Source organism: Xanthomonas sp. 3075, from assembly GCF_014197275.1.
In the GTDB taxonomy this organism is placed as follows: domain Bacteria; phylum Pseudomonadota; class Gammaproteobacteria; order Xanthomonadales; family Xanthomonadaceae; genus Xanthomonas; species Xanthomonas campestris_B.
Window position 1 is genome coordinate 78,161 of sequence record NZ_JACIFI010000004.1, and the last position, 22,951, is coordinate 101,111.

General features: G+C 63.8%; 22 protein-coding genes, 8 tRNA genes, 1 other RNA gene and 1 pseudogene. 26 read left to right on the top strand and 6 right to left on the bottom strand.

What is annotated here, in order from left to right:
• The first annotated feature begins 41 nt into the window (after positions 1-41).
• The 4 genes from GGR62_RS05285 (at position 42) to GGR62_RS05300 (ending at position 1,040) form a co-directional block, all read left to right on the top strand.
• Positions 42-118: transfer RNA gene (locus GGR62_RS05285), tRNA-Arg, on the top strand.
• 32 nt (positions 119-150) lie between these two features.
• Positions 151-227 (top strand) — tRNA-His (locus GGR62_RS05290).
• An 83-nt stretch (positions 228-310) separates the two neighbouring features.
• Positions 311-386 (top strand) — tRNA-Lys (locus GGR62_RS05295).
• A gap of 207 nt (positions 387-593) precedes the next feature.
• A complete protein-coding gene (locus tag GGR62_RS05300; RefSeq protein WP_326520238.1) occupies positions 594-1,040 on the top strand; it encodes a hypothetical protein in 447 nt (148 codons plus the stop codon).
• A 75-nt stretch (positions 1,041-1,115) separates the two neighbouring features.
• On the opposite strand, the pseudogene GGR62_RS21105 reads toward GGR62_RS05300, so the two are convergent.
• Positions 1,116-1,208 (bottom strand): annotated as a pseudogene (locus GGR62_RS21105) (PAS domain S-box protein); the annotation flags it as partial.
• A 267-nt stretch (positions 1,209-1,475) separates the two neighbouring features.
• Here GGR62_RS21105 and GGR62_RS05305 point away from each other — a divergent pair.
• From GGR62_RS05305 to GGR62_RS05350, 10 genes are all read left to right on the top strand, one after another.
• Positions 1,476-1,560: transfer RNA gene (locus tag GGR62_RS05305), tRNA-Leu, on the top strand.
• A 204-nt stretch (positions 1,561-1,764) separates the two neighbouring features.
• Positions 1,765-3,057 (top strand): trigger factor, encoded by a 1,293-nt coding sequence (gene tig, locus GGR62_RS05310; RefSeq protein ID WP_184406904.1) that lies wholly within the window; start codon positions 1,765-1,767, stop codon positions 3,055-3,057.
• Positions 3,058-3,178: 121 nt separating this feature from the next.
• On the top strand, positions 3,179-3,805 hold the full coding sequence (gene clpP, locus GGR62_RS05315) for an ATP-dependent Clp endopeptidase proteolytic subunit ClpP (RefSeq protein ID WP_184406905.1): 627 nt from the start codon (positions 3,179-3,181) through the stop codon (positions 3,803-3,805).
• 125 nt (positions 3,806-3,930) lie between these two features.
• Positions 3,931-5,217, top strand: a complete 1,287-nt coding sequence (clpX, locus tag GGR62_RS05320; RefSeq protein WP_055845975.1) for an ATP-dependent Clp protease ATP-binding subunit ClpX — start codon at positions 3,931-3,933, stop codon at positions 5,215-5,217.
• Positions 5,218-5,361: 144 nt separating this feature from the next.
• Entirely contained in the window at positions 5,362-7,833 is a 2,472-nt protein-coding gene (lon, locus tag GGR62_RS05325) for an endopeptidase La (RefSeq protein WP_184406906.1), read from the top strand.
• Positions 7,834-8,047: 214 nt separating this feature from the next.
• A complete protein-coding gene (locus GGR62_RS05330; RefSeq protein ID WP_024938423.1) occupies positions 8,048-8,320 on the top strand; it encodes an HU family DNA-binding protein in 273 nt (90 codons plus the stop codon).
• A gap of 11 nt (positions 8,321-8,331) precedes the next feature.
• Positions 8,332-8,406: transfer RNA gene (locus tag GGR62_RS05335), tRNA-Val, on the top strand.
• A gap of 28 nt (positions 8,407-8,434) precedes the next feature.
• Positions 8,435-8,511: transfer RNA gene (locus GGR62_RS05340), tRNA-Asp, on the top strand.
• Between the two features lie 90 nt (positions 8,512-8,601).
• Positions 8,602-8,678: transfer RNA gene (locus tag GGR62_RS05345), tRNA-Asp, on the top strand.
• A 163-nt stretch (positions 8,679-8,841) separates the two neighbouring features.
• On the top strand, positions 8,842-10,812 hold the full coding sequence (locus tag GGR62_RS05350) for a peptidyl-prolyl cis-trans isomerase (RefSeq protein WP_184406907.1): 1,971 nt from the start codon (positions 8,842-8,844) through the stop codon (positions 10,810-10,812).
• A gap of 601 nt (positions 10,813-11,413) precedes the next feature.
• On the opposite strand, the gene GGR62_RS05355 is transcribed toward GGR62_RS05350, so the two are convergent.
• A complete protein-coding gene (locus GGR62_RS05355) occupies positions 11,414-12,589 on the bottom strand; it encodes a lytic transglycosylase domain-containing protein (protein WP_184406908.1) in 1,176 nt (391 codons plus the stop codon).
• Positions 12,586-13,353, bottom strand: a complete 768-nt coding sequence (gloB, locus tag GGR62_RS05360) for a hydroxyacylglutathione hydrolase (RefSeq protein ID WP_184406909.1) — start codon at positions 13,351-13,353, stop codon at positions 12,586-12,588. The genes GGR62_RS05355 and gloB overlap by 4 nt, the downstream gene beginning before the upstream one ends.
• Before the next feature lie 12 nt (positions 13,354-13,365).
• Here gloB and GGR62_RS05365 point away from each other — a divergent pair, with 12 nt between their 5' ends.
• From GGR62_RS05365 to dnaQ, 3 genes are read left to right on the top strand one after another with little or no spacing between them, the layout of a single operon-like run.
• On the top strand, positions 13,366-14,022 hold the full coding sequence (locus GGR62_RS05365; RefSeq protein WP_184406910.1) for a hypothetical protein: 657 nt from the start codon (positions 13,366-13,368) through the stop codon (positions 14,020-14,022).
• A 28-nt stretch (positions 14,023-14,050) separates the two neighbouring features.
• On the top strand, positions 14,051-14,503 hold the full coding sequence (rnhA, locus tag GGR62_RS05370) for a ribonuclease HI (RefSeq protein ID WP_184406911.1): 453 nt from the start codon (positions 14,051-14,053) through the stop codon (positions 14,501-14,503).
• A gap of 19 nt (positions 14,504-14,522) precedes the next feature.
• Positions 14,523-15,257 carry a DNA polymerase III subunit epsilon gene (gene dnaQ, locus GGR62_RS05375; protein ID WP_184406912.1) on the top strand — a complete coding sequence of 245 codons (735 nt, stop codon included), beginning with the start codon at positions 14,523-14,525 and terminating at the stop codon, positions 15,255-15,257.
• A gap of 235 nt (positions 15,258-15,492) precedes the next feature.
• Here dnaQ and GGR62_RS05380 read toward each other — a convergent pair whose 3' ends face one another.
• Positions 15,493-16,197, bottom strand: coding sequence for a PP2C family serine/threonine-protein phosphatase (locus GGR62_RS05380; protein WP_184406913.1), 705 nt, complete (start codon positions 16,195-16,197; stop codon positions 15,493-15,495).
• Between the two features lie 196 nt (positions 16,198-16,393).
• Between GGR62_RS05380 and GGR62_RS05385 the strand changes: the two genes are divergently transcribed.
• Both GGR62_RS05385 and GGR62_RS05390 read left to right on the top strand, forming a co-directional pair.
• A tRNA-Ser gene (locus tag GGR62_RS05385) sits at positions 16,394-16,484 on the top strand.
• Between the two features lie 257 nt (positions 16,485-16,741).
• Positions 16,742-17,146, top strand: coding sequence for a DUF6165 family protein (locus tag GGR62_RS05390; RefSeq protein WP_184406914.1), 405 nt, complete (start codon positions 16,742-16,744; stop codon positions 17,144-17,146).
• Between the two features lie 236 nt (positions 17,147-17,382).
• Here GGR62_RS05390 and GGR62_RS05395 read toward each other — a convergent pair whose 3' ends face one another.
• A complete protein-coding gene (locus GGR62_RS05395; protein WP_184406915.1) occupies positions 17,383-18,432 on the bottom strand; it encodes a glycosyltransferase family 9 protein in 1,050 nt (349 codons plus the stop codon).
• Between the two features lie 20 nt (positions 18,433-18,452).
• Here GGR62_RS05395 and GGR62_RS05400 point away from each other — a divergent pair, with 20 nt between their 5' ends.
• Genes GGR62_RS05400 through GGR62_RS05430 form a run of 7 tightly spaced genes read left to right on the top strand, consistent with a single transcriptional unit; the run spans position 18,453 to position 22,560 of the window.
• Complete coding sequence (locus GGR62_RS05400) at positions 18,453-19,202, top strand: 3-deoxy-D-manno-octulosonic acid kinase (protein ID WP_184406916.1); 750 nt, start codon at positions 18,453-18,455, stop codon at positions 19,200-19,202.
• A complete protein-coding gene (locus GGR62_RS05405) occupies positions 19,202-19,951 on the top strand; it encodes an MBL fold metallo-hydrolase (protein ID WP_184406917.1) in 750 nt (249 codons plus the stop codon). The genes GGR62_RS05400 and GGR62_RS05405 overlap by 1 nt, the downstream gene beginning before the upstream one ends.
• A complete protein-coding gene (gene moaA / locus GGR62_RS05410) occupies positions 19,951-20,982 on the top strand; it encodes a GTP 3',8-cyclase MoaA (RefSeq protein WP_184406918.1) in 1,032 nt (343 codons plus the stop codon). The genes GGR62_RS05405 and moaA overlap by 1 nt, the downstream gene beginning before the upstream one ends.
• A complete protein-coding gene (locus GGR62_RS05415; RefSeq protein ID WP_184406919.1) occupies positions 20,979-21,359 on the top strand; it encodes a nuclear transport factor 2 family protein in 381 nt (126 codons plus the stop codon). Before moaA ends, GGR62_RS05415 begins: the two co-directional genes overlap by 4 nt.
• Before the next feature lie 24 nt (positions 21,360-21,383).
• On the top strand, positions 21,384-21,881 hold the full coding sequence (gene moaC, locus GGR62_RS05420) for a cyclic pyranopterin monophosphate synthase MoaC (RefSeq protein ID WP_184406920.1): 498 nt from the start codon (positions 21,384-21,386) through the stop codon (positions 21,879-21,881).
• Complete coding sequence (locus tag GGR62_RS05425; protein ID WP_184406921.1) at positions 21,878-22,123, top strand: MoaD/ThiS family protein; 246 nt, start codon at positions 21,878-21,880, stop codon at positions 22,121-22,123. The genes moaC and GGR62_RS05425 overlap by 4 nt, the downstream gene beginning before the upstream one ends.
• Positions 22,120-22,560, top strand: a complete 441-nt coding sequence (locus GGR62_RS05430; RefSeq protein ID WP_184406922.1) for a molybdenum cofactor biosynthesis protein MoaE — start codon at positions 22,120-22,122, stop codon at positions 22,558-22,560. Before GGR62_RS05425 ends, GGR62_RS05430 begins: the two co-directional genes overlap by 4 nt.
• Positions 22,561-22,649: 89 nt before the next feature.
• Here the strand turns inward: GGR62_RS05430 and ffs are convergent.
• Positions 22,650-22,746: signal recognition particle sRNA small type (gene ffs, locus GGR62_RS05435), an RNA gene on the bottom strand.
• Positions 22,747-22,951 lie beyond the last annotated feature (205 nt).

Here is a 22,951-nt window from a genome sequence, read left to right on the forward strand (position 1 = left end):
TCCGAGCTCTTGACGGCGTGGGAATGCGAAGTTCGGTCCGGGCGCCCGTAGCTCAACCGGATAGAGCACCGGCCTTCTAAGCCGGCGGTTACAGGTTCGAGTCCTGTCGGGCGCGCCATCGGCGGTACGGTAGGAAGTAGGTTTTCAGTGGTGGCTGTAGCTCAGCTGGTTAGAGTACTGGATTGTGATTCCAGATGTCGGGGGTTCGAGTCCCCTCAGCCACCCCACTGATTGCTGGAACGTTGGACCCGATGCATCGCGGGGTGTTGCAACGAAGCAAAAATGCACATACAATGTGCGACCAGTTTCAGGGCCGTTAGCTCAGTTGGTAGAGCAGTTGACTCTTAATCAATAGGTCCAAGGTTCGAATCCTTGACGGCCCACCAAATAAAAGCACTTAGGCGATGCCTAGGTGCTTTTCTTTTTGTCGCCTGGAAAGATGGGGCGTCGGGGCGATTTACGCTTCTGTCGCTGCGCCCGACATCGGGGATACGCTCAATGCTTCGGCAGCCCTGCACATCGGGTTGTGCATCGGGAGCGTGATTGCGGCTGGCTGCTCCAGCCACGGCTGGTGAGCGCAAATGAGGCGCGATGTGTCTGAGTCTATGCGGCGTTCGATCATGGGCCATGTGGTCATCTTTGCACTGGCCGGTCCTGCGGTCGGCGGCTTGCTGAGCGCGGCGCGCTGGGTTCGCCTCGATGTCTCGGCTGCGCTGTCGATCATCGTCTGGTCCTATGGACTGGTGTTGCCGATGATTGCGTGCGCGGTTGCCGGATGGATATGCGCGCGAGCCTGCGCTTGGCTGTATCGCGGGCGTCGGCCCCCCGTATTGGTCCACACCGGCATCGGTGCGCTGAGTGGGCTGCTTTCGGGCGGGATGGTGGTGCTGTTGCTGGCGATCATCGGTGGCTGGTCGATGGTGTCCGATCGCGCTTTTATTCTGGGCCTGTTGCCATTCGGGCTGTGGGCAGGTGGTGTCTGCGCGGTGCTTGCCTGGCTTGGATGGTCGCAGTTTTCTCCAGTGGCCGATGCCGGTTGAGCGGCGCGACGAGGGACGCATCACGTCCGTGCAAGGCAACCTCTCTATCTTCCGTATGACTGGCGCCCGATCCGCCACGCCGTTGGCGTTGATCGCCATGATTCGCCCGTCGAGGTCGATCTTCTTGATGCAGTCGCGGGACAGCGCGGCGATCTGCCGATCCCTCATCGCGGCAGCGCTACGCGCAGTCGGGTTTAACGTAATTTTAGCGAATACAAGAGTTGCCCTGCGCTGGTGGGGCACCATGCATGGGCGCGCATCTATCGGATGGTGAACAAGTTCACCTCGAAAGGCAGCCGCTTTGGCGGTCGCAGAATCCCGCCAGGCTGCTTCGGGCGCAGGACGGAGTGGATGTGCGTTGGTGGCCTGAATCTGCCTCGCAATGCTTTTTCTTTCCCGGCATCCCTGCAACAATGCCCCGGTACGCGCGGCACTGCGAAAGTGGCGGAATTGGTAGACGCACCAGATTTAGGTTCTGACGCCGCAAGGCGTGGGGGTTCGAGTCCCCCCTTTCGCACCAATGCCCTGCGGTCGTGCATATTCCGGCCGCTGCGACGTTCATAAACCAGGTCATCTCCAGGCAAGCGGCACCGACTGTGCGCGTTTCGCTGGCAGCGGCCGCCGTTATCGGCGAAACTACAAGGCTCGGCGGCTTTCTCGCCATCCGTCAACCCGCATCTTCCATCTCGTGCCGACGCTTGTGCAGTCGGTGGCAGGAGTCAACATGCAAGCATCGATCGAATCCACCGGCAATCTGGAACGCCGCCTGACCTTCACCCTGCCGCAGGAGCGCCTGGAGACCCACGTCGGTGGCCGCCTGCGCGAGCTTGCGCGGACCACGCGCATCAAGGGCTTCCGCCCAGGCAAGGTGCCGACCAAGGTCATCGAGCAGCGCTTCGGTCAGCAGGTGCGGGCCGAGGCGATGGAAGGCTTGCTGCGTGAAACCTTCGACTCGGCGGTGCGCGAGCATTCGCTGCGCCTGGCCGGCAACCCGCGCATCGATCAGGGCGAAAGCGATTTCGACTTCGTCGCCACCTTCGAAGTGGTGCCGGATTTCGGCGATATCGACGTGGCCAAGCTGTCGGTGGTGCGTCATACCGCCGAGGTGACCGACGCCGACATCGACCAGATGATCGAAAACCTGCGCCTGCAGCGCCGCACCTGGAACCCGGTCGAGCGCGGCGCGCAGGTCGGCGACCTGGTGGCGTTGGAGACCTGGTCGCAGGCCGGCGACGAGCGCCTGCCCGCCGAAGGTGTGGAAACCGGCAGCAGCGTGCTGGGCTCGGGCGTGATGTTCGACCAGATCGAAAAGGGTCTGGAAGGTCTGACCAAGGGGCAAGAGAAGACCCTGACCGTCGACTTCCCGGCCGAATGGCGCGTGCCGCAGCTGGCCGGCAAGACCGTGCAGGTGCACGTCAAGGCGGTCGAGGTGTCCGAGCCGGTGTTGCCGGTGGTGGACAAGGAGTTCATCAAGAGCTTTGGCGTGAAGAGTGGCGATGCCGAGCAGTTCCGCGCCGACATCCGCACCAACCTGGAGCGCGAGCTCAAGGGTGCGCTGATGAATCGCCTGCGTCGCGAAGTGGGCGAACAGCTGATCGCCGCCTATGCGCACGTCGAAATGCCGCCGCGTCTGGTCGAGAACGAAGCCCGCTCGATGCTGGCCCAGCAGGTCGAACAGATGCGCCGCAGCGGTCGCGACCCTGGCCAGGTGCCGGACGACGCACACCAGGGCTTCATGGAAGCCGCCGCCAAGCGCGTACTGGTCGGTCTGCTGGTCGGCGAAGTGGCCCGTCGCAACGAGTTGCGCCTGGAATCCAAGCGCGTCAGCGAAACGTTGCGTTTGATCGCCTCGACCTACGAAGAACCGGAGCAGGTCATTGAGATGTATCGCAACGACCCCCAGTTGATGAGTGGGCTGCAGAGCCGTGTGATGGAAGAGCAGGTGATCGACTGGATCGCCGAGCGCGCCCAGCACACCGAGCAGCCGCTGTCGTTCCAGGACGCGATCCGTCAGTAATGCGAGTCCCTCGCAAGAGCCCGCATATCATGCGCGGGGATTCAGTAATGCGAGTCCCTCGCAAGAGCCCGCACATCCATGTGCGGGGATTCAACTAATAGACACAGGAGATTCCCCTCGCGTGGACAATGTAACCAGAGCTTTGAACCTCGTGCCGATGGTGGTCGAACAGACCAGCCGCGGCGAGCGTGCGTATGACATCTACTCGCGTCTGCTGAAGGAGCGTCTGATCTTCCTGGTCGGTCCGATCGACGACCACATGGCCAACGTTATCGTGGCCCAGTTGCTGTTCCTGGAAGCGGACAACCCGGAAAAGGACATCAGCATCTACATCAATTCGCCTGGTGGCGTGGTCACGGCCGGCATGGCGATCTACGACACCATGCAGTACATCAAGCCGGACGTGAGCACCATCTGTGTCGGCCAAGCCGCCTCGATGGGCGCGCTGCTGCTGGCCTCGGGTGCGGCGGGCAAGCGTTATGCGCTGCCGAATTCGCGCGTGATGATCCATCAGCCGCTGGGCGGCTTCCAGGGCCAGGCGACCGATATCGACATCCACGCGCGCGAGATCCTGACCCTGCGTTCGCGCCTGAACGAGATCCTGGCCAAGCACACCGGCCAGTCGCTGGAGACGATCGCGCGCGACACCGAGCGCGACAATTTCAAGAGCGCGGTCGACGCGCAGGCCTATGGCCTGGTCGATCAGGTGCTGGAACGCCGTCCGGAAGAGTCGATCCAGCCGTCTTGATCGCCAGATCGCTGAAATTGCAGGAAAAACCGGCAGGGTCGGGCTGGGCGAATGTCCTCCCGACCCTGTGCTATTCTCGAAATCGAACCCCCGTGCATCGGGTGGGGTAACTGGGTAACAGAAGCATGAGCGAAGACCGCCAAGGTCGTTCCGGCGACAGCAACAAGATTCTCTACTGCTCGTTCTGCGGTAAGAGTCAGCATGAAGTCCGCAAGCTGATTGCCGGTCCCAGCGTATTCATCTGCGATGAGTGCGTTGAGCTGTGCAACGACATCATCCGCGAAGAACTCGAAGAAAAGGCGCAGTCGGCACGGTCCAGCCTGCCCAAGCCGCGCGAGATTCTTGAGGTGCTGGATCAATACGTGATAGGGCAGTTGCGCGCCAAGCGCACGCTCGCCGTGGCGGTGTACAACCACTACAAGCGGATCGAGAGCCGTAGCAAGAACGACGAAGTCGAGCTGGCGAAGTCCAATATCCTGCTGGTCGGTCCGACCGGCTCGGGCAAGACGCTGCTGGCCGAAACGCTGGCGCGCCTGCTCAACGTGCCGTTCACGATCGCCGATGCCACCACGCTGACCGAAGCCGGCTATGTCGGCGAGGACGTGGAAAACATCATCCAGAAGCTACTGCAGAAGTGCGATTACGACGTCGAAAAGGCCCAGCAGGGCATCGTCTATATCGACGAAATCGACAAGATCTCGCGCAAGAGCGAGAACCCGTCGATCACCCGCGACGTGTCCGGCGAAGGCGTGCAGCAGGCGCTGCTGAAGCTGATCGAAGGCACGGTGGCGTCGGTGCCGCCGCAGGGCGGTCGCAAGCATCCGCAGCAGGAATTCCTGCAGGTCGATACCAAGAACATCCTGTTCATCTGTGGCGGCGCGTTCGCCGGGCTGGACAAGGTGATCCAGGCGCGTTCCAACGACGCCGGCGGCATCGGCTTCGGTGCGAAGGTCAAGAGCAGCGAGCGCAAGCAGGAAGTCGGCAAGATCCTGGCCGAGGTCGAGCCGGAAGATCTGATCAAGTTCGGCCTGATTCCCGAGTTCGTCGGCCGCCTGCCGGTGGTCGCCACGCTTGAGGAACTCGACGAGCCGGCGCTGATCAAGATCCTGACCGAGCCCAAGAACGCCATCACCAAGCAGTTCAAGAAGCTGTTCGACATGGAAGGCGTGGAGCTGGAGTTCCGCCCGGACGCCTTGTCTGCGATCGCCAAGAAGGCGCTCAAGCGCAAGACCGGCGCGCGTGGTCTGCGCACCATCGTCGAATCGGTGCTGCTGGATACGATGTACGAGCTGCCGTCGCAGGAGAATGTCAGCAAGGTGGTGGTGGACGAGTCGGTCATCGAGCACAAATCCGAGCCGTATCTGATCTACCAGGCGCAACCGGCCCCGGCCAAGGCCGCGTCCGGCGACTGAGTCCTGTCGCCGTGGAGCCAGGCCCCGGCCCGGCTCGCGGTTAAAGGGGATCCAAGCGCTACTTGCAACACCTCGCCGATGGCCCCATAACGGGGCCATCGGCTTTTTTTACGCCTCAAAATCCCCATTCCTGCGGAGCGCCCCATGGCCCAGTCCCAACCAGAAGTTCTTGATCTGCCGGTGTTGCCGCTGCGCGACGTGGTGGTGTTTCCGCACATGGTGATTCCGCTGTTCGTCGGCCGTGACAAGTCGATGCGCGCGCTGGAAAAGGCCATGGAGGCGGACAAGCGCATCCTGCTGGTGGCGCAGAAGTCGGCCGAGACCGACGATCCGGCCGCCAATGATCTGTATACCGTCGGCACCCTGGCCCAGGTGCTGCAACTGCTCAAACTGCCCGATGGCACCATCAAGGTGCTGGTCGAAGGGTTGTCGCGGGTCACCGTGGACAAGGTCGTCGAGCTCGATGGCGCGCTGCAGGGCCAGGGCGTCGAGGTCGAAGCCAGCGACGCGCGCGAGCCGCGCGAGGTGGAAGCGATCGCCCGCTCGCTGATGTCGCTGTTCGAGCAGTACGTCAAGACCAATCGCAAGCTGCCGCCGGAGTTGTTGCAGACCCTGGCCGGCATCGACGAGCCAGGCCGTCTGGCCGATACCATCGCCGCGCACATCGGCGTGCGTCTGGCCGACAAGCAGCGCCTGTTGGAAATCACCGAGATCGGCGAGCGGCTGGAGCTGCTGGTGGGTCTGGTGGACGGCGAGATCGACGTGCAGCAGCTGGAAAAGCGCATCCGCGGCCGCGTCAAGTCGCAGATGGAGAAGAGCCAGCGCGAGTACTACCTCAACGAACAGATGAAGGCGATCCAGAAAGAGCTGGGCGATCTGGACGACGCGCCGGGCGAGCTGGAAGAACTGGCGCGCAAGATCGCCGAGGCCGGCATGCCCAAGCCGGTCGAGACCAAGGCCAAGGCCGAGCTCAACAAGCTCAAGCAGATGTCGCCGATGTCTGCCGAAGCCGCGGTGGTGCGTAACTATCTGGACTGGCTGTTGGGCGTGCCGTGGAAGAAGCGCACCAAGGTCCGCAAGGATCTCAAGGCCGCAGAGGACACGCTGGATGCCGATCACTACGGCCTGGACAAGGTCAAGGAGCGCATCCTTGAGTACTTGGCAGTGCAGTCGCGCGTGAAGCAGATGAAGGGGCCGATCCTGTGCCTGGTCGGCCCGCCCGGCGTGGGCAAGACATCGCTCGGTCAGTCGATCGCCAAGGCGACCAACCGCAAGTTCGTGCGCATGAGCCTGGGCGGCATCCGCGACGAGGCCGAGATCCGCGGCCATCGCCGGACCTACGTCGGGTCGATGCCGGGTCGTCTGGTGCAGAACCTCAACAAGGTCGGCAGCAAGAATCCGCTGTTCCTGCTGGACGAGATCGACAAGATGTCGATGGACTTCCGCGGCGACCCGTCGTCGGCATTGCTGGAAGTGCTCGATCCCGAGCAGAACAACTCCTTCAACGACCATTACCTGGAAGTGGACCTGGACCTGTCGGAGGTGATGTTCGTCGCCACCTCCAACTCGCTCAACATCCCGGGCCCGTTGCTGGACCGCATGGAAGTCATCCGCATCCCCGGTTACACCGAGGACGAGAAGCTCAACATCGCCATGCGTTACCTGGTGCCCAAGCAGATCAAGGCCAACGGCTTGAAGCCGGAGGAAATCGAGATCGGCAGCGATGCCATCCAGGACATCGTGCGTTACTACACGCGTGAATCGGGCGTGCGTAACCTCGAGCGCGAGATCGCCAAGATCTGCCGCAAGGTGGTCAAGGAAATCGCGCTTGCCGGCCCGCAGCCGGTTGCAAAGAAGGTGGTCGCCAGGAAGGTCAAGCCAAAGGCATTGGTGACCGTCGGTTCGAAGAATCTGGACAAGTACCTGGGCGTGCGTCGCTTCGACTTCGGTCGCGCCGAGGAAGAAAACGAAATCGGTCTGGTCACTGGTCTGGCCTGGACCGAGGTCGGTGGCGAGTTGCTGCAGGTCGAGTCCACGCTGGTGCCGGGCAAGGGCAATCTGATCCTCACCGGTCAGCTCGGCAACGTCATGAAGGAATCGGCATCGGCGGCATTGTCGGTGGTGCGTTCGCGCGCCGAGCGACTGGGCATCGATGTGGATTTCCTGCAGAAACAGGACGTGCACGTGCACGTGCCCGATGGTGCGACGCCGAAGGATGGCCCGAGCGCCGGTATCGCGATGGTGACCTCGCTGGTGTCGGTGTTGACCAAGGTGCCGATCCGCGCCGATGTGGCGATGACTGGCGAGATCACCTTGCGTGGTCGCGTCTCGGCCATCGGCGGGTTGAAGGAGAAATTGCTGGCTGCGTTGCGCGGCGGCATCCGCACCGTGTTGATCCCCGACGAGAACCGCAAGGATCTTGCCGACATTCCCGCCAACGTGACGCGCGATCTGAAGATCGTCCCGGTCAAATGGATCGATGAAGTGCTGGATCTTGCGCTGGAGCGTCCGTTGGCGCCGAAGAAGGCGGGCAAGGAAAAGGCCCGCAAGACCGCCTCCCGCGTTGCCGTGCGCGGCAAGTCACGCACTACCCCGGGTACCCGCGTCAAGCACTGAATCGCCTTGTCTAAACCCAGGCAAAACAAGCCAAAACCCGCGTCGTTATTGGGTTTTGGCTTGCGTGCGGTTGGGGGCGCTGGTATAAATGCACGACTCGTGGGCGCGGCAAATTGTGATGCGTCATGCGATACCACTTGTGTCGGGTTCTTCGCTAACGGCAAGAGCGCCGATTGTCGATTCCGCGGCATCTGCCGCAAAGGGAGTTTCAAGAATGAATAAAACCGAATTGATCGATGGCGTTGCCGCTGCCGCTGACATCTCCAAGGCTGAGGCCGGCCGTGCTGTTGACGCGGTTGTGAGCGAAATCACCAAGGCGCTGAAGAAGGGCGATGCCGTCACCCTCGTTGGCTTTGGCACCTTCCAGGTCCGTGCGCGCGCTGAGCGTACCGGCCGCAATCCGAAGACCGGCGACAGCATCAAGATCGCTGCTTCGAAGAATCCTGCATTCAAGGCTGGTAAAGCCCTGAAGGATGCAGTAAACTAATCGACTCGCTAGGGTGCTTAGCTCAGCGGTAGAGCGTCTCCCTTACACGGAGAGGGTCGGGGGTTCGAAACCCTCAGCACCCACCATTAAGCACCAGGCAAACGTTTCAAGCGCGGAGCGGTAGTTCAGCTGGTTAGAATGCTGGCCTGTCACGCCGGAGGTCGCGGGTTCGAGTCCCGTCCGCTCCGCCAGTTACACACAAAGCCCCTGAGCAATTGGGGGCTTTGTTTTCTCCACCGCATTTGCACTTGCAGTGGAGAAGGAAAGTCCAAGTTTAAAGCGGAGCGGTAGTTCAGCTGGTTAGAATGCTGGCCTGTCACGCCGGAGGTCGCGGGTTCGAGTCCCGTCCGCTCCGCCAGTTCTACCAAAGCCCTCGGCCTCGTGCCGGGGGCTTTTTTGTGGGCGATGTTCGCACTAGTGGCCGCAATTACATTGCGATTCGGTGCCGTGTGGCATTGGGCTGGGTGCCCGGCGCCAAGCGCGTTACACTGCGCGGCTCGCCCACAGGCCGTGATTTGCCAATGCTGCAGAAACTTCGCGACAAGACGTCAGGCTGGATCGCTACCGCCATCCTGGGGTTGCTGATGATTCCGTTCCTGTTCGTCATCGACAACAGCTACCTCGGCGGCATTGGCGCCAACAACGTGGCCAAGGTGCAGGCGCCACCGACGTGGTGGAAATCGGCACCATCGTGGTGGCCGGTCTCGCTGCTGTGGCAGCACCATGAAATCAGCACGCAGGATTTCCGCACGCGCTTCGAGCAGGCGCGTATGCAGGAGCGTCAGCGCCAGGGCGAAAATTTCGATCCGCGCAGCTTCGAATCGCGCGAAAACAAGCTGCAGGTGCTCGATCAGCTGGTCGACGAGCAGGTCGTACGCCTGGGTGCGGAAGATGCCGGCATCGTGATCGGCGATGCAACGGTGCGCGATTACATCACCGGCATTCAGGCGTTTCAGGTCGATGGCAAGTTCAGCCCCGACCAGTACCGCGCCGCGCTCGCGCAGGGCACGCCTCCGCGTACACCGGCGCAGTTCGACGCGTTGGTGCGCGACAGCCTGCAGCAGTCGGTGATTCCGCAGGCGATTGCCGAGTCGGGTTTTGCGACCAAGACCGAGTTCGAACGCCTGCTCAAGCTGATGGGCGAAACGCGCGATGTGGAGTTGGCGATGTTGCCGGCGCCGGCTGCCGACACCGCGCCGGTCAGCGATACGCAGGTCAAGCAGTGGTACGAGGGGCATGCACAGGATTTTCGTCAGCCGGAGACGGTGACGATTGAGTATGTCGAGCTCAACGCCGCCAAGATGCCGCCGGCAACCGCTGCCGATGAAGCCACGTTGCGCAAGCGCTATGACGAAGAGAAGGCGCGCTTTGTCGAGCCGGATCAGCGTCTGGCATCGCATATCCTGATCAGCGCTGGCAGCGATGCCGCTGCGCAAAAGGCCGCCGAAGCCAAGGCCGCCAAATTGGCTGCGGAGGCCAAGCTACCGGGCGCCGATTTTGCCGCGTTGGCCAAAGCCAATTCGCAGGATCCCGGTTCCAAGGGCGCCGGTGGCGACCTGGGCTGGGTCGAGAAGGGCACGATGGTCAAGCCGTTCGAAGACGCACTGTTCTCGATGAAGGCTGGCGAGGTGGTCGGCCCGATCAAGAGCGAGTTCGGCTACCACGTGATCCAGTTGCGCGAGGTCAAGGGTGGGCAGGGCAAGTCGTTCGAGCAGGTGCGCGACCAACTCGCCGCCGAGCAGCTCAAGGCCGATGCCGACAAGGCGTATGCGGACGTGAGCGGCAAGCTGGTCGATCAGGTCTACAAGAATCCCACCGCGCTGGAGCCGGCGGCAAAGCAGGTCGGCCTGCCGGTGCAGACGCTGGGCCCGTTCTCGCGCGCCGATGCCAGCGGCATTGCGGCCAATCCGGCGGTGCTGCGTTCGGCATTCTCCGAGACGCTGGTGCAGGACGGCACGGTGAGCGACCCGATCACCATCGCGCCGAATCATAGTGTGGTGTTACGCGTGACCAATCACACCGCCGAGCAGGCCTTGCCGTTGGACAAGGTGCGCGACAAGGTGATCGCGGCGATTCATGCGGATCGCACCGAAAAGGCTGCCGCAGCGGCTGCCGATGCACTGTTGGCACGTGTGCAGAAGGGCGAGACCTTGCAGGCACTGGCGGCCAGCGAAAAGCTGCAGGTGCAGCCGATTCCGGGCCTGCCGCGTACGGCGCCGATTCCGACCCCGGCGGCGAACCGCGCGATCTTCAGCGCGCCGCGTCCGAGCGAAGGCAAGCCATCGGTGGGCAAGGTGGAACTCGATGGTGGGCGCTTTGCGGTCTTCGTGGTCAGCAAGGCCACGCCGGGCGATCTGAAGCAGATGCCGGCCGAGCAGCAGACGATGCTGCGTGAGCAGTTGAGCCAGATCGACGGCAACAATGCGGCGCAGGCGTACGTCAAGGAAATGCGCAAGCGCTACAAGATCCAGATCGAAGAAGCGCAGCTGTGATATCGCGCAGCGACTGGTAAAACAAAAAGCCCGGGTGACCGGGCTTTTTCTTTGGATGAAGGTGTGTCACTGGCCGACGTGTCGTGTAGCAGCCCGACCGCTGGCTTGTGGCTGCGTGCTGGTGGGCGCTCACTTAGCGCGATGACAGGCGATGCCGGGTACTGAGACGGGCTTGTCTGGGGATTTTGTGGATAGCGGGTGGGCGAATGGGGGTGCGGGCTACGTATCGTTCACGACGCTATTGAGAGGCGCTAGACGGGTCGAGAACCGGTGTGAATGCCCGTAGGGTGCACGTCCTAATGAACGGCCGTGCGAGTCGGTTCACCGCATCGCACACGGTCTGCCGGGGATTGCTCGCATATCGCAGCTGGCGCAGCTCATGGCTGATGTCAGTGGACCCGACGGTGGGCCGATCGCCTCGGCCATTGCGTAGCCAGCGACGCTGCGATGAACCATGTGGTCATTGCTTGTCACGCTCTGACCTGGTCTGGCGGATCTGCGCAGACCGCGAAGAGGCCGAAGCGTGAACGCGGCAAAACGTGATTACGGACGGCAGGCCTGATGCCAGTGCGGACGCACGACGCGCCAGTCGCGCCGCGCGTTAAGGCGTGTCGTCGAACGACAGCACCATGCCGGGCTTCAATACGGCGCGCTTGTCCAGCCCATTGTTGGCAAGCAGCGTGGCAACGGTAATGCCGTAGCGGCGTGCGATGGCCCAGGCGGATTCGCCGCTGCGAACCGTATGCGTCGTGCGCGGCTTGGCGTTCGATGCCTTGGTAACCACGGTGGGAGCGCTATCGCTGTTATCGGGCATCCTTTCCGCATTGCTCGATGCCACCATTTCACTGGCCGAGCCTGGTAGGGCCGGTGCGACCGGAGCGAGCACATGCACGCCACGCGGCGCGGCGCGTGCGCTGGCCAGGGCGGGATTGAGGCGGGCAAGCAGCTGCGGCTCGATCGCGCGCTGTCCGGCCCAGGCGTTGAGGCTGGTGCCGGCCGGCAGCGCGTGTTCGGTCAGCACCGGAACCGGGCGATCCAGCGAGGTCAGCAGGTTGCCCTTCTGCTGCGCATGGTCGAGAACACAGGCCAGCGCATGCAGCTTTTCGACGTATTCGTAGGTGACCTTGGACATGCCCGGCAACTCGGACGGGCGGGCGTTCTGCGCGTTCATCCCGGCGGTGCGCATTGCTTGCAGTACGCGATACTCGCCAGCGTTGTACGCCATCAGGGCCAGTCGCCAGTCGCCGCCGAACATGCCGTAGAGGGTCTTGAGGTAGCGCACCGCTGCCGTGGTGGAATCAACCGCCGAGAGGCGGCCGTCGTATTGCGCCCCGACCGGGACATGGTGATTGCGTGCGGTAGTGGCAATGAACTGCCACAAGCCTGCCGGGCCGCTGCCATTGCGTGCGCCCGGGCGATAGCCGCTTTCGACAAACGGAATCAGTGCAAATTCGGTCGGCATATCGGCTTCGCGCAGCTCGTCGACCACGTAGCCGAACAGCGGCAGGACATCCTGCGCATCATCGGCCAGCCGGGCCGGTGCGCGTGAGAAATGCTGTTCCCAACGCGCGTCGCTGTGTTCGCTGTCGCAACCCGGATCGGCGCGGCCATCCAGAAATGCGGAAAAAATATCCTGACCATTGCGCACGCTGGGCGCCGCTGCGCGCGCGATCGAGCTATCGGCGGGTGTGAGGCGGCTGGCGTCGTTGGACGATGCGGCTGCTGCAGGTGCGATGGCGGCCGAGGCGGCCAGCACTGCTAGAAGCAGGCGCCTCATGCGCGAAATTCGTCTTTCCAGCGCCTAAGTTCGGCGAAAACATCTACTTCGGAGGACAGTGTGCCGGTTGCGCGGGATGCCACTGCAGCGCGGATTTCGGGACGGCTGGTGCGTAAGAACGGATTGGTGGCCAGTTCACTCTTGAGCGAAATCGGCAGGGTAGGACGGGCTGCATGACGCATGGCCTGGGCTTCCTGTTGACGGCGCTGCAAGGCAGCGTTGGTGGGATCGACATGCAGCGCGAAGGCCGCATTGGCCAGAGTGTATTCGTGGCCGCAACACACGAGCGTTTCGCCGGGCAGGCAAGCCAGGCGCTGCAACGAGTCGAACATCTGAGGAGCGGTACCTTCGAACATCCGTCCACAGCCTAGGCTGAACAGGGTATCGCCGCTGAACACATGCCCGTCGGCGACGAAGGCGATATGGCTGCGGGTGTGGCCCGGAACCTCCAAGACCTCCACATCGCTCCCGAGCAGGCTCAGATGGTCGCCCTGGCCAAGCTGACGGGCGTCGGTGGGCATGCGTTCGTCGGCGGGACCGAACAGCTCCAGAGCCGGCCAGCGGTGCTGCAGCGCCGCCACGCCGCCGATGTGGTCGGCATGGTGATGGGTCAGCAGGACCGCGCTGGGGGTGAATCCGGCATGTTCTGCGGCAGCGATCACCGGCTCGGCCTGACCGGGGTCCACGATGATTGCGCGGCCATCCGTGGCGACCAGCGCCCAGATGTAGTTGTCGTCGAATGCGGGCAGGGCGGTCAGTCGCATAGAATTGGGACCATGCCTGCCACGCCATTCTCCCGTCAAGCTGGTGTCTCATCCTGGTTTGATACGGATGTGGGGCGAAGCCTGCTCCAATCGGAGCGCCGGCTGGCGTTCTCGGCATTGCAGACGCGTCCGTCGCAGCCCTGGTTGTGGCTGACTCCCAATACGGAATTGCCCGCCCGCGATGCATTGCAGGGACGCGGTCTGCGGCTGTATCGCAGTGCCGGGCGCTTTGGCGGCGATGCGCACTGCGCGATGCCGTTCCCGCTGCCCACCGAGAGCCTGCAGGCGATCGTGGTGCAGCATGCCGTGGTCGGCGGCGCGGCGGAGTTCCTGGCCGAGTGCGAGCGCTTGCTGATGCCGGGCGGCCGCTTGTGGCTGTTTACGCTCAACCCGCTGAGCCCGTACCGTTTTCACTGGGCACGACGCGGCCCGGTGGCCATGCGTCCGGATCGCTGGCGCTCGCTGGCACAACGCGCCGGCCTGCAATGCGTAGAGGCCGAGCGCTATCTGGGGCCAATCTGGCGCGCCGGGCGCGGCTCCGATCCCCCTGGCCGTGCGCCCTGGCGCGCGGTGTATTTACTGGAAGTGGAAAAGCGCGCTGCGACACCGATTGCGCCTACCCCGATCGCGATGCCGTCGCGCTGGCCGCAGCCGGTGGCCACGATCTGACCTGTCCACGTTGCAACAATGGAAGCTGATGAAATCAATTGAAGTGCATACCGACGGCTCCTGCCTCGGCAATCCCGGGCCGGGCGGTTGGGCGGCCTTGCTGCGTTACAACGGCCGTGAGAAGGAATTGGCCGGTGGTGAAGCCAATTCGACCAACAACCGCATGGAGTTGATGGCGGCGATCATGGCGCTGGAGACGCTGACCGAGCCGTGCCAGATCGTGTTGCACACCGACTCGCAGTACGTGCGCCAGGGCATCACCGAGTGGATGTCCGGCTGGGTGCGGCGCGGCTGGAAAACCTCCGGCGGCGATCCGGTCAAGAACCGTGAACTGTGGGAGCGGCTGCATGCGGCCACGCAGCGTCACAGCATCGATTGGCGTTGGGTGAAAGGCCACAATGGCGACCCGGACAACGAGCGCGTCGACGTGCTTGCCCGCGATCAAGCCATCGCCCAGCGCGCTGGCATCGCAACATCGTAAGCAACAAGCAAGAGGATTCATGCGTCAGATCATTCTCGATACCGAAACCACCGGCCTGGAATGGCGCAAGGGCAACCGCGTCGTCGAAATCGGTGCGGTGGAGCTGCTGGAGCGGCGCCCCAGCGGCAACAACTTCCATCGCTATCTGAAGCCGGATTGCGACTTCGAACCAGGCGCGCAGGAAGTGACCGGGCTGACCCTGGAATTTCTGGCCGACAAGCCGCTGTTCGCCGAGGTGGTCGAGGAGTTCCTGGCCTACATCGACGGCGCGGAGCTGATCATCCATAACGCCGCGTTCGATCTGGGATTCCTGGACAACGAGCTGTCGCTGCTGGGCGACAACTACGGGCGCATCGTCGATCGCGCCACGGTGGTGGATACCTTGATGATGGCGCGCGAGCGTTATCCTGGGCAGCGCAATTCGTTGGACGCCTTGTGCAAGCGCTTGGGCGTGGACAATTCGCACCGCCAGTTGCATGGCGCCTTGCTCGATGCGCAGATCCTGGCCGATGTGTATATCGCGCTGACCTCTGGCCAGGAAGAAATCGGATTTGCCAGCGCCGATGCTGGGCGCAATACCGACAACACCGGCGGCATGATCGCGTTCGACCCGGCACTGCTGTTGCCACGTCCGCGCGTTGTGGTGACGGCGTCGGAGTCGCAGGCGCACGAGGCGCGTCTGACGCATTTGCGCAAAAGGGCCGGCCGCGCGTTGTGGGACGAGCCGGTCGAAGAAGCGGCCGTCGCGCAATAGAGCGGTGATGTAGAACGTCGTTTCCAGGCGCGACACGCGCAGGCAATCTGCGTGTGTCGTGCATTGCCCTGAGTCTTGCGGGCGTCTGCGTCGATGCGCCGAGCGATGGCGGCAAGCAGCAACCAAACGTGGCGAGCGGGTGCGTGTGCTGAGTAAAAACCGGCAATGCGCGCAGTCCACGCTCGAACCCACGATGACCACGCCCGCCTGGTGCTGAGCGCCTGCGTTTCGATCGTCAGTAACTGCGCACCAGGATCGCGGTGATGTTGTCCGAGCCGCCACCGTCCAGTGCGGCGGCGACCAGGCATTCGACACACTCCTGCGCGCTGCAATCGGCTTGCGACAAGGTTGCGGCGATCGTGGCATCGTCCACCTCTTCGGTCAGGCCGTCGCTGCACAACAGCAACTGCATGCCGGATTTCAGTTCGCCCTGCATGGTGGCGACATTGAGGTGGACCGGATCGGTCACGCCCAGTGCCTGGGTCACCACATTGCGATGGGGATGCGCGCGCGCCTGCTCGCTGGTGAGCGTGCCCTGGGCGATGAGTTCCTGCACATAGCTGTGGTCCTGGCTCAGCTGGGCCAGCCGTCCGTCGCGCCAGAGATAGGCGCGGCTGTCGCCGACCCAGGCCACTTCAAAGCGTTGACCCAGCACGCGTGCGGCGACCACGGTGGTGCCCATCGGCAAGGTGTCGTTGCTGCGGCGCGAGGTCTTGATGATCTCTTCGTCGGCGATGCGCACCGCCTGGGCAAGTGGGGTGCCTGCGCGGACTTCGCGCACGATGGTTTCGCGTGCCAGTGCGCTGGCCACTTCGCCGCAGGCATGCCCGCCCATGCCATCGGCCACCAGCCACAGCCCCAGCTCGCTATCGCCGTAGTACGTGTCCTCATTGAGGTCACGGCGCAGGCCGACGTGGGTGAGGTGTCCGAATTCGAGCATGGGGCGGGTCGCCAAAGGGAGAGGTGCGTCACCATCATCGCGGCGCGGCCGGCCAGCAGCAACACACCGTTGGCGGACATCGCAGTGCAGGTTCACGCCCGGCCCATCGATTGCGCCGGCAGCGCTGGCCCGGGCCGCTTGTGGCTTGGCGTCCGTGCCCGTATGATGCACGGCCCCAGGACACTGGGGACCATCTGGAGAGGTGGCAGAGCGGTTGAATGTACCTGACTCGAAATCAGGCAGGCGTTTATAGCGCCTCGGGGGTTCGAATCCCCCCCTCTCCGCCAGATTGAGGCGACGGGTTGTGTCAGTGCCGCGTGTGTTTCGCCGGCGGCATTGGGGGGTGAGAAGCCCCGGGTTCGACAGACAGCGCAGCTGTCTGCACGGCGAAGCCGCCCGTAGGGCGAAGGCACGTCAGTGCCGAGTGAATCCCCCCCTCTCCGCCAGATTCGCATCAGCCCCCGCAAGGGGGCTTTTGTTTATGCGTCGCAGCCAGTCGCTGCAGCGGCGGCTACAATCGCTGAATATCCGTTGGAGGCCTGTCATGTCCGAGATTCTGGTGCCCGTGTCCTTTGGTGAGTTGCTCGACAAGATCGCGATCCTGCAGATCAAGTCCGAGCGCATGCGCGATCCGGCCAAGCTAACCAATGTGCGCAACGAGCTGTCTGCGCTGGAAATCAGCTGGATGGCGCATCCGGCCGCCGGTCACGACATCGTGCGTTTGCGCGCCGAGCTCAAGGCGGTCAACGAACGCCTGTGGGTGATCGAGGATGACATCCGCCTCAAGGAACAGGCGCAGACCTTCGACGACACTTTCGTGCAGCTTGCGCGCAGCGTCTATATCGAAAACGACGAGCGGGCGCGCATCAAGAAAGAGATCAACCTGGCGCTCGGGTCAGCGTATGTGGAAGAAAAATCGTATCAGGACTATCGCGCCACAGGTGTCTGATAGCCGCTGACCGCGCGTCTGCGTGACTCAACGCGGGGGCGGTGCTTGAGCGGCATCCTGAGTGCGTTGCCAGTGATGTGTCTCCGCCAGCGCCGCAATGGATGTCTGCCGCGCGCGAGCCGCAGGCAGTTCGCTCTTGATTCCGGGCGGTTCTGGAGCGGTTGAGCCAAGGGGGAAGCGCGGGTTGCTCTGCAGCGGATGGAGCGCTTGTTAGAGCGCCGCTCCCTCGCCGATCCTCAGTGTGGATGATCGGCGCGATAACGCTCGAACGCGGCGATCGCATCGTCCACGGTGATCAGCGACATCACCTGGTCGAATTCGATCTTGGTTCCCCATTTCAGCTGGTCGGCCGGTTTACCCAGATGTTTGCGGGCCGCCGCGTCGTAACGATCCACGCAATAGCGCACGTCCGAATACGGGCCACTGCGCAGCGGATTGCTGGCTGCGTGCAGGCCGAGCACTTTGGTGCCCATCGCGTTGGCGATATGCATCGGCCCCGAATCAGGCGTGACCACCAGATCGGCGCGGGCGAGCAGGGCGGGGAGTTGTTTGAGCGTGTCCTTGCCGACCAGATCCAGTATCGGCGTGCGCGCTGCAGCAACGATCGCGTCCGCCGTGGTTCGCTCCAGTTCGCTTCGGCCACCGCACAGGACGATTCGCCACCCTTGCGCGGCGGCGTGGTCGGCCAGGGCGGCATGCCGGTCGGGATACCAGTTGCGGCGTGCGTGGCTGGAACACGGCGAAATCATCAGCACCGGGCGGCCGTCGTCGTCCCATTGCGCGCGCGCCCAGTGATACGCCTCGTCGGGAACCGGCAAGTCCCAGCGCACCTGGGTCTGGGCCAGGCCGAGCGGCTGCGCAAAGCTGCCGATGGCGTCGAGCACGTGGATGCCGGGGCGGTCGGCGATGCGTTCGTTGACGAACAGCCCGTGCAGGTCCTTGGAGCGGCTGCGGTCGTAGCCGATGCGGCGCTGCGTCGGCACGAAGGCCGACAGCACATTGGCGCGAAGGGCCACCTGCATCTGCAACAAGGCATCGAAGCGCCCCAATGGCGCCAGCGACTGGCGTAGTGCACGCATGCCGGCCACGCCGGTGCGCTTGTCGTAGGCATGAAACTGCACGCCCGGCAGGCCGTCGAGCAACTTGAGCCCGGCCTTGTCGATGATCCAATGCAGGTGGGTTGCCGGAAGGCCCGCCTGCAACGTGCGCACCAGCGGCACCACGTGGGTGACGTCACCCAGGGCAGACAGGCGCAGCAGGCATAACGAAGCAGGCGTGGAAGCCATGGTGTTGTTAAACTCGATAGATGGTCTCTTTCGACGCCACTGAAGCGTTGGCGCCGTACCGCGAAGGCCGCGGTTATGGCGCCATTCTGTTCGACCGCGAGCGGCTGCGGCAAGCCGACGCTGGCCTGTTTTCGCCGCAGCACTGGGGCGACAGGGCGCGGCCGGTCGACGAAGGCGGGCGGGGTGGGGCGTGGTTCGTGGATGCGCCGTTCGGCCACAGCGTGTTGCGTCAGTACCGGCGTGGCGGTCTGGTTGCGCGCTTGAGCCGCGACCAGTATCTGTGGAAAGGGGCGGGGCGCACGCGCAGTTTTGCCGAGTTCCGGCTGATGCGCGAGCTGCTCACGCGCAAGCTGCCGGTGCCGCGGCCGTTGGCGGCCTGCTATCTGCGCGAAGGCCTGCGCTATCGTGCTGCGTTGTTGATGGAGCGCCTGGAAAACGTGCGCTCGCTCGCCGATCACGCGCAAGTCGCCGGACGCGGTGCGCCGTGGGAAGAAACCGGGCGGCTGATCGCGCGGTTTCATCGCGCCGGCCTGGATCATGCCGATCTCAATGCGCACAACATCCTGTTCGATGCCGGTGGGCATGGCTGGTTGATCGATTTCGACCGCGGCGTGTTGCGCATTCCGGCCACGCGCTGGCGCGAGCGCAATCTCAAGCGCCTGCATCGCTCGCTGTTGAAGCTGCGCGGCAACCGCAGCCGCGAAGAGGTGGACAAGGATTACGAGCGCCTGCATCGCGCGTATGACCTGGCCTGGGGCCGGGGCTACTGATGCAGTGGGCGTTGCGGATGCAGGGGGTCGGCAGCGCGGCGGCGGTGGCGCTCGGTTCGCCGATGGCCACGATCGAGCGTGCGGGCGCGCCCTGGCTGACCATCGATTGCGGTAGCGAAGGGCTGACGGCCTACCAAGCCCACTATGCGCAACTGCCGCAGGCCATCTTCATCACCCACGTGCATCTGGACCATGTTGGCGGGCTGGAGCGGATGTTCGTGGACAGCTATTTCTCCGAACGGCGTGGTCGTACCCGCTTGTACGTCCCGGCGCCGGTGGTGCCGTTGCTGCAGCGGCGCATTGCCGACTATCCGAATGTACTGGCCGAGGGCGGTGCGAACTTCTGGGACGCGTTTCAGCTGGTGCCGGTTGGCGATGCCTTCTGGCACGACGGCGTGCGGCTGGAGGTGTTCCCGGCGCGTCACCACTGGCCGGAAACCGCCTACGGGCTGCGCCTCAAGGGTGCACTGGTGTGGAGTGGCGATACCCGGCCGATTCCGGAAATGCTGGCCCGCTATGCCGATGACAGCGAGCTCATCGCGCATGACTGCGGCGTTCACGGCAACCCGTCGCATACTGGGGTGGACGATTTGGAGCGGGAATACCCGCAGGACTTGTTGAGCCGCATGCTGCTGTACCACTACGCCAGCGACGCCGATGGCGACGTGCTACGCGCACGCGGCCATCGCGTGGCCGTGCCTGGGCAGTATCTGGCATTGGCGGACCCGACCGCTGCAATGGTGCCTTGATGAGCGCGCGCCTGTTGCCGGATCTGACAGCAGCACCGACGCAGGACCGCTATGGCCGGCCGTTGCGCGACCTGCGCCTGTCGGTCATCGAGGCCTGCAACTTCCGCTGCGGCTACTGCATGCCGGCCGATCGCGTGCCGGACGACTACGGCTTCGATGCGCAGCAGCGGCTGAGCTTCGATCAACTCGAAACGCTGGTGCGCGCATTCGTTTCGGTGGGCGTTACCAAGGTGCGGCTGACCGGCGGCGAGCCGCTGCTGCGCCGCGACCTGCCGACCCTGATTGCGCGATTGACGGCGATCGACGGCATCGAGGATCTGGCGCTCACCACCAATGGCGCGTTGCTGGCGCGTCAGGCCGGCGCATTGCGTCGGGCCGGATTGCGCCGCATCACCGTGAGCATGGATGCGCTGGAGCCGGAGCTGTTCAAGCGCATGAGCGGCGACCGTGGCGAGATCGCGCAGGTGCTGGCCGGCATTGCCGCCGCCGAGCAGGCCGGCTTCCAGCGGTTGAAGATCAATTGCGTGGTGCAGCGTGGCGTCAACGAAGATCAGGTGCTGCCGTTGGTGGAGCACTTCCGCGGCACCGGGCATGTGCTGCGCTTCATCGAATTCATGGATGTGGGCAGCTGCAACGGCTGGACGCCGGATGCGGTGGTGACCTCGGCGCAACTGCACGGCCGCATCCACGCGCGCTGGCCGCTGGTTCCGCTGGATGCCAACTACACCGGCGAGGTTGCGCAGCGGCATGCGTTTGCCGACGGTGCGGGCGAGGTGGGATTTGTCAGTTCGGTCAGCGTGCCGTTTTGCGGCGACTGCCAGCGCGCCCGCGTGTCCGCCGATGGGCAGTTGTACACCTGCCTGTTCGCCAGTCAGGGGCACGACCTCAAGCCGGCCTTGGGCGAAGGCGAGCAAGGATTGTCCGAGCATTTGCGCGCGCGTTGGAGCGTGCGTGGCGACCGTTACAGCGAGGTGCGCGCCTCGACACCGCGGCGTGGCAAGCCGGTCGAGATGTTTCTGATCGGCGGGTGAGCGAAACCTCGCTCCTGACGCAGCTGCGCGCGCTGGAGTTGCGTTTGCTCGGTCCGCAGGTGCGTAGCTCCGTGCAGGCCCTGGAGGAGTTGCTCGATCCGGAGTTCGTGGAATTCGGTGCGTCCGGACGACGCGACACGCGAGGCGATGTCATTGCAGCATTGATGGCTGACGATGCGTTGGTCGATTACCGGGCCGACGGCTTTGAATGTGTGCTGCTGGTACCGCATCTGGCGCAGCTGCGTTATCGCTCGATCGACCGCCGTGGCGGGATCGAGCGGCATGCGTTGCGCAGTTCGTTGTGGCGCGCCGATGGCAATGGCTGGCGGTTGCTGTTTCATCAAGGCACCGCTTTCACCGAGAATGCCGCATCCTGAGCGTCTGCCACCGTGTCGTTTCCCATGCCTGCAAACCCCCGTTCCGCACGCTTGACCCACCTGGATGACGCCGGGCTGCCCGCCATGGTGGATGTCTCGGACAAGGCGGTCACCGCACGCAGTGCCACCGCCGAAAGCCGCGTGCGATTTCCCGCAGCCGTGGCAGCGCAGTTGCGCGCCAACGGATTGCGCAGCGCCAAGGGCGGCATCGTGGAAACGGCCGTGATCGCCGGCACCATGGCGGTCAAGCGCACGCACGAATTGATTCCGTTCTGCCATCCGCTGCCGATCGATGCGTGTCGCTTCGAGATCGACTGGGCGGGCGAACAGGTGTTGGACATCAGGTGCACGGTGCGTTGCGTGCATCGCACCGGCGTGGAAATGGAAGCGCTCACCGGCGCCAGCGTGGCGGCATTGACGGTCTATGACATGTGCAAGGCGTTGTCGCACAGCATGAGCATCGGCCCGACCAAGTTGGTGTCCAAGCGCGGCGGCAAGCGCGATATCGGAGCAACGCGATGAGCGCGACAGTGACGGTGCTGTACTTCGCCAGCCTGCGTGAAGCGGCAGGTATTGCCAGCGAGCAATTGCGATCGGATGCGCAGGATTTGCGCACTCTGTATGCCGAGCTCGATGGGCGTCACGGGCTGCGCTGGACACCTGCGCAGTTGCGCGTGGCGGTGGATGGCGCATTCGCGCGCTGGGAGGATACGGTGCGCGATGGCAGTGAAGTGGTGTTTATTCCGCCGGTGTCGGGAGGTTGAGCGTGAGCGAGCAGACAACCGCCACCTTCGCGCTTTCCGATGTGCCGTTACCGATCGACAGCTTGCGCGCTGCGCTGGAGCACCCGCATGCCGGCGCGTTCGCCAGTTTCGAAGGCTGGGTGCGCAACCATAACGAAGGTCGTGGCGTGGCCGGCCTGCGTTACGAAGCCTACGCCGCACTCGCGCAGGCCGAAGGCCAGCGCGTGCTCGACGAGGCGATGACCCGGTTTGCCATCGTCAATGCGCATTGCGTGCACCGCGTGGGCGAACTGCGCATCGGCGACATGGCCGTGTGGGTAGGCGTCAGTGCGGCACATCGCGGGGCTGCATTCGATGCGTGTCGTTTCATCATCGACGAAGTCAAGGCGCGCGTGCCGATCTGGAAACACGAGCATTACCTGGAAGGCGATGCGGGCTGGCTGCATCCGGAATCGTAGGCCTGTCATCAGCACTACCGGGGCAGCGCCATCACCTGGACGCTGCCTTGCATGCTGAAGAGGCGTGTGCTGAACGGGTTAGGGTGGTGTCCCCGCCGGTTGACCTCGGCGCCCGCATCAATCGATACCGTTGCTGCCTTCCGGCCCTGGCGGGATTTTCGATCTAGCGTCGCGAGGGACCGACGGGGCCACCATAAGACGTGGGCCACTGGCGCGACCCTGGACCCGTGCAATCGCGTTGCAGGATCATAAAACTGGCGGAGAGAGGGGGATCGACTGATCCCGATCCAACTTCCTGACTCTCCTACAGCCACGCAAACCAGGAGGGTGTCCTGCTTTGTGGTCCGCCATTGTAGCTTCACGGAGGGTAAGGCGCTAGCGTAATCTGCTG

Coding starts and splice junctions, on each gene's coding strand:
- tig (WP_184406904.1), top strand. CDS start 1,765: ATGCAAGCATCGATCGAATCCACCGGCAATCTGGAACGCCGCCTGACC.
- clpX (WP_055845975.1), top strand. CDS start 3,931: ATGAGCGAAGACCGCCAAGGTCGTTCCGGCGACAGCAACAAGATTCTC.
- lon (WP_184406906.1), top strand. CDS start 5,362: ATGGCCCAGTCCCAACCAGAAGTTCTTGATCTGCCGGTGTTGCCGCTG.
- GGR62_RS05330 (WP_024938423.1), top strand. CDS start 8,048: ATGAATAAAACCGAATTGATCGATGGCGTTGCCGCTGCCGCTGACATC.
- GGR62_RS05350 (WP_184406907.1), top strand. CDS start 8,842: ATGCTGCAGAAACTTCGCGACAAGACGTCAGGCTGGATCGCTACCGCC.
- GGR62_RS05355 (WP_184406908.1), bottom strand. CDS start 12,589: ATGAGGCGCCTGCTTCTAGCAGTGCTGGCCGCCTCGGCCGCCATCGCA.
- gloB (WP_184406909.1), bottom strand. CDS start 13,353: ATGCGACTGACCGCCCTGCCCGCATTCGACGACAACTACATCTGGGCG.
- GGR62_RS05365 (WP_184406910.1), top strand. CDS start 13,366: ATGCCTGCCACGCCATTCTCCCGTCAAGCTGGTGTCTCATCCTGGTTT.
- rnhA (WP_184406911.1), top strand. CDS start 14,051: ATGAAATCAATTGAAGTGCATACCGACGGCTCCTGCCTCGGCAATCCC.
- dnaQ (WP_184406912.1), top strand. CDS start 14,523: ATGCGTCAGATCATTCTCGATACCGAAACCACCGGCCTGGAATGGCGC.
- GGR62_RS05380 (WP_184406913.1), bottom strand. CDS start 16,197: ATGCTCGAATTCGGACACCTCACCCACGTCGGCCTGCGCCGTGACCTC.
- GGR62_RS05390 (WP_184406914.1), top strand. CDS start 16,742: ATGTCCGAGATTCTGGTGCCCGTGTCCTTTGGTGAGTTGCTCGACAAG.
- GGR62_RS05395 (WP_184406915.1), bottom strand. CDS start 18,432: ATGGCTTCCACGCCTGCTTCGTTATGCCTGCTGCGCCTGTCTGCCCTG.
- GGR62_RS05400 (WP_184406916.1), top strand. CDS start 18,453: ATGGTCTCTTTCGACGCCACTGAAGCGTTGGCGCCGTACCGCGAAGGC.
- GGR62_RS05405 (WP_184406917.1), top strand. CDS start 19,202: ATGCAGTGGGCGTTGCGGATGCAGGGGGTCGGCAGCGCGGCGGCGGTG.
- moaA (WP_184406918.1), top strand. CDS start 19,951: ATGAGCGCGCGCCTGTTGCCGGATCTGACAGCAGCACCGACGCAGGAC.
- moaC (WP_184406920.1), top strand. CDS start 21,384: ATGCCTGCAAACCCCCGTTCCGCACGCTTGACCCACCTGGATGACGCC.
- GGR62_RS05425 (WP_184406921.1), top strand. CDS start 21,878: ATGAGCGCGACAGTGACGGTGCTGTACTTCGCCAGCCTGCGTGAAGCG.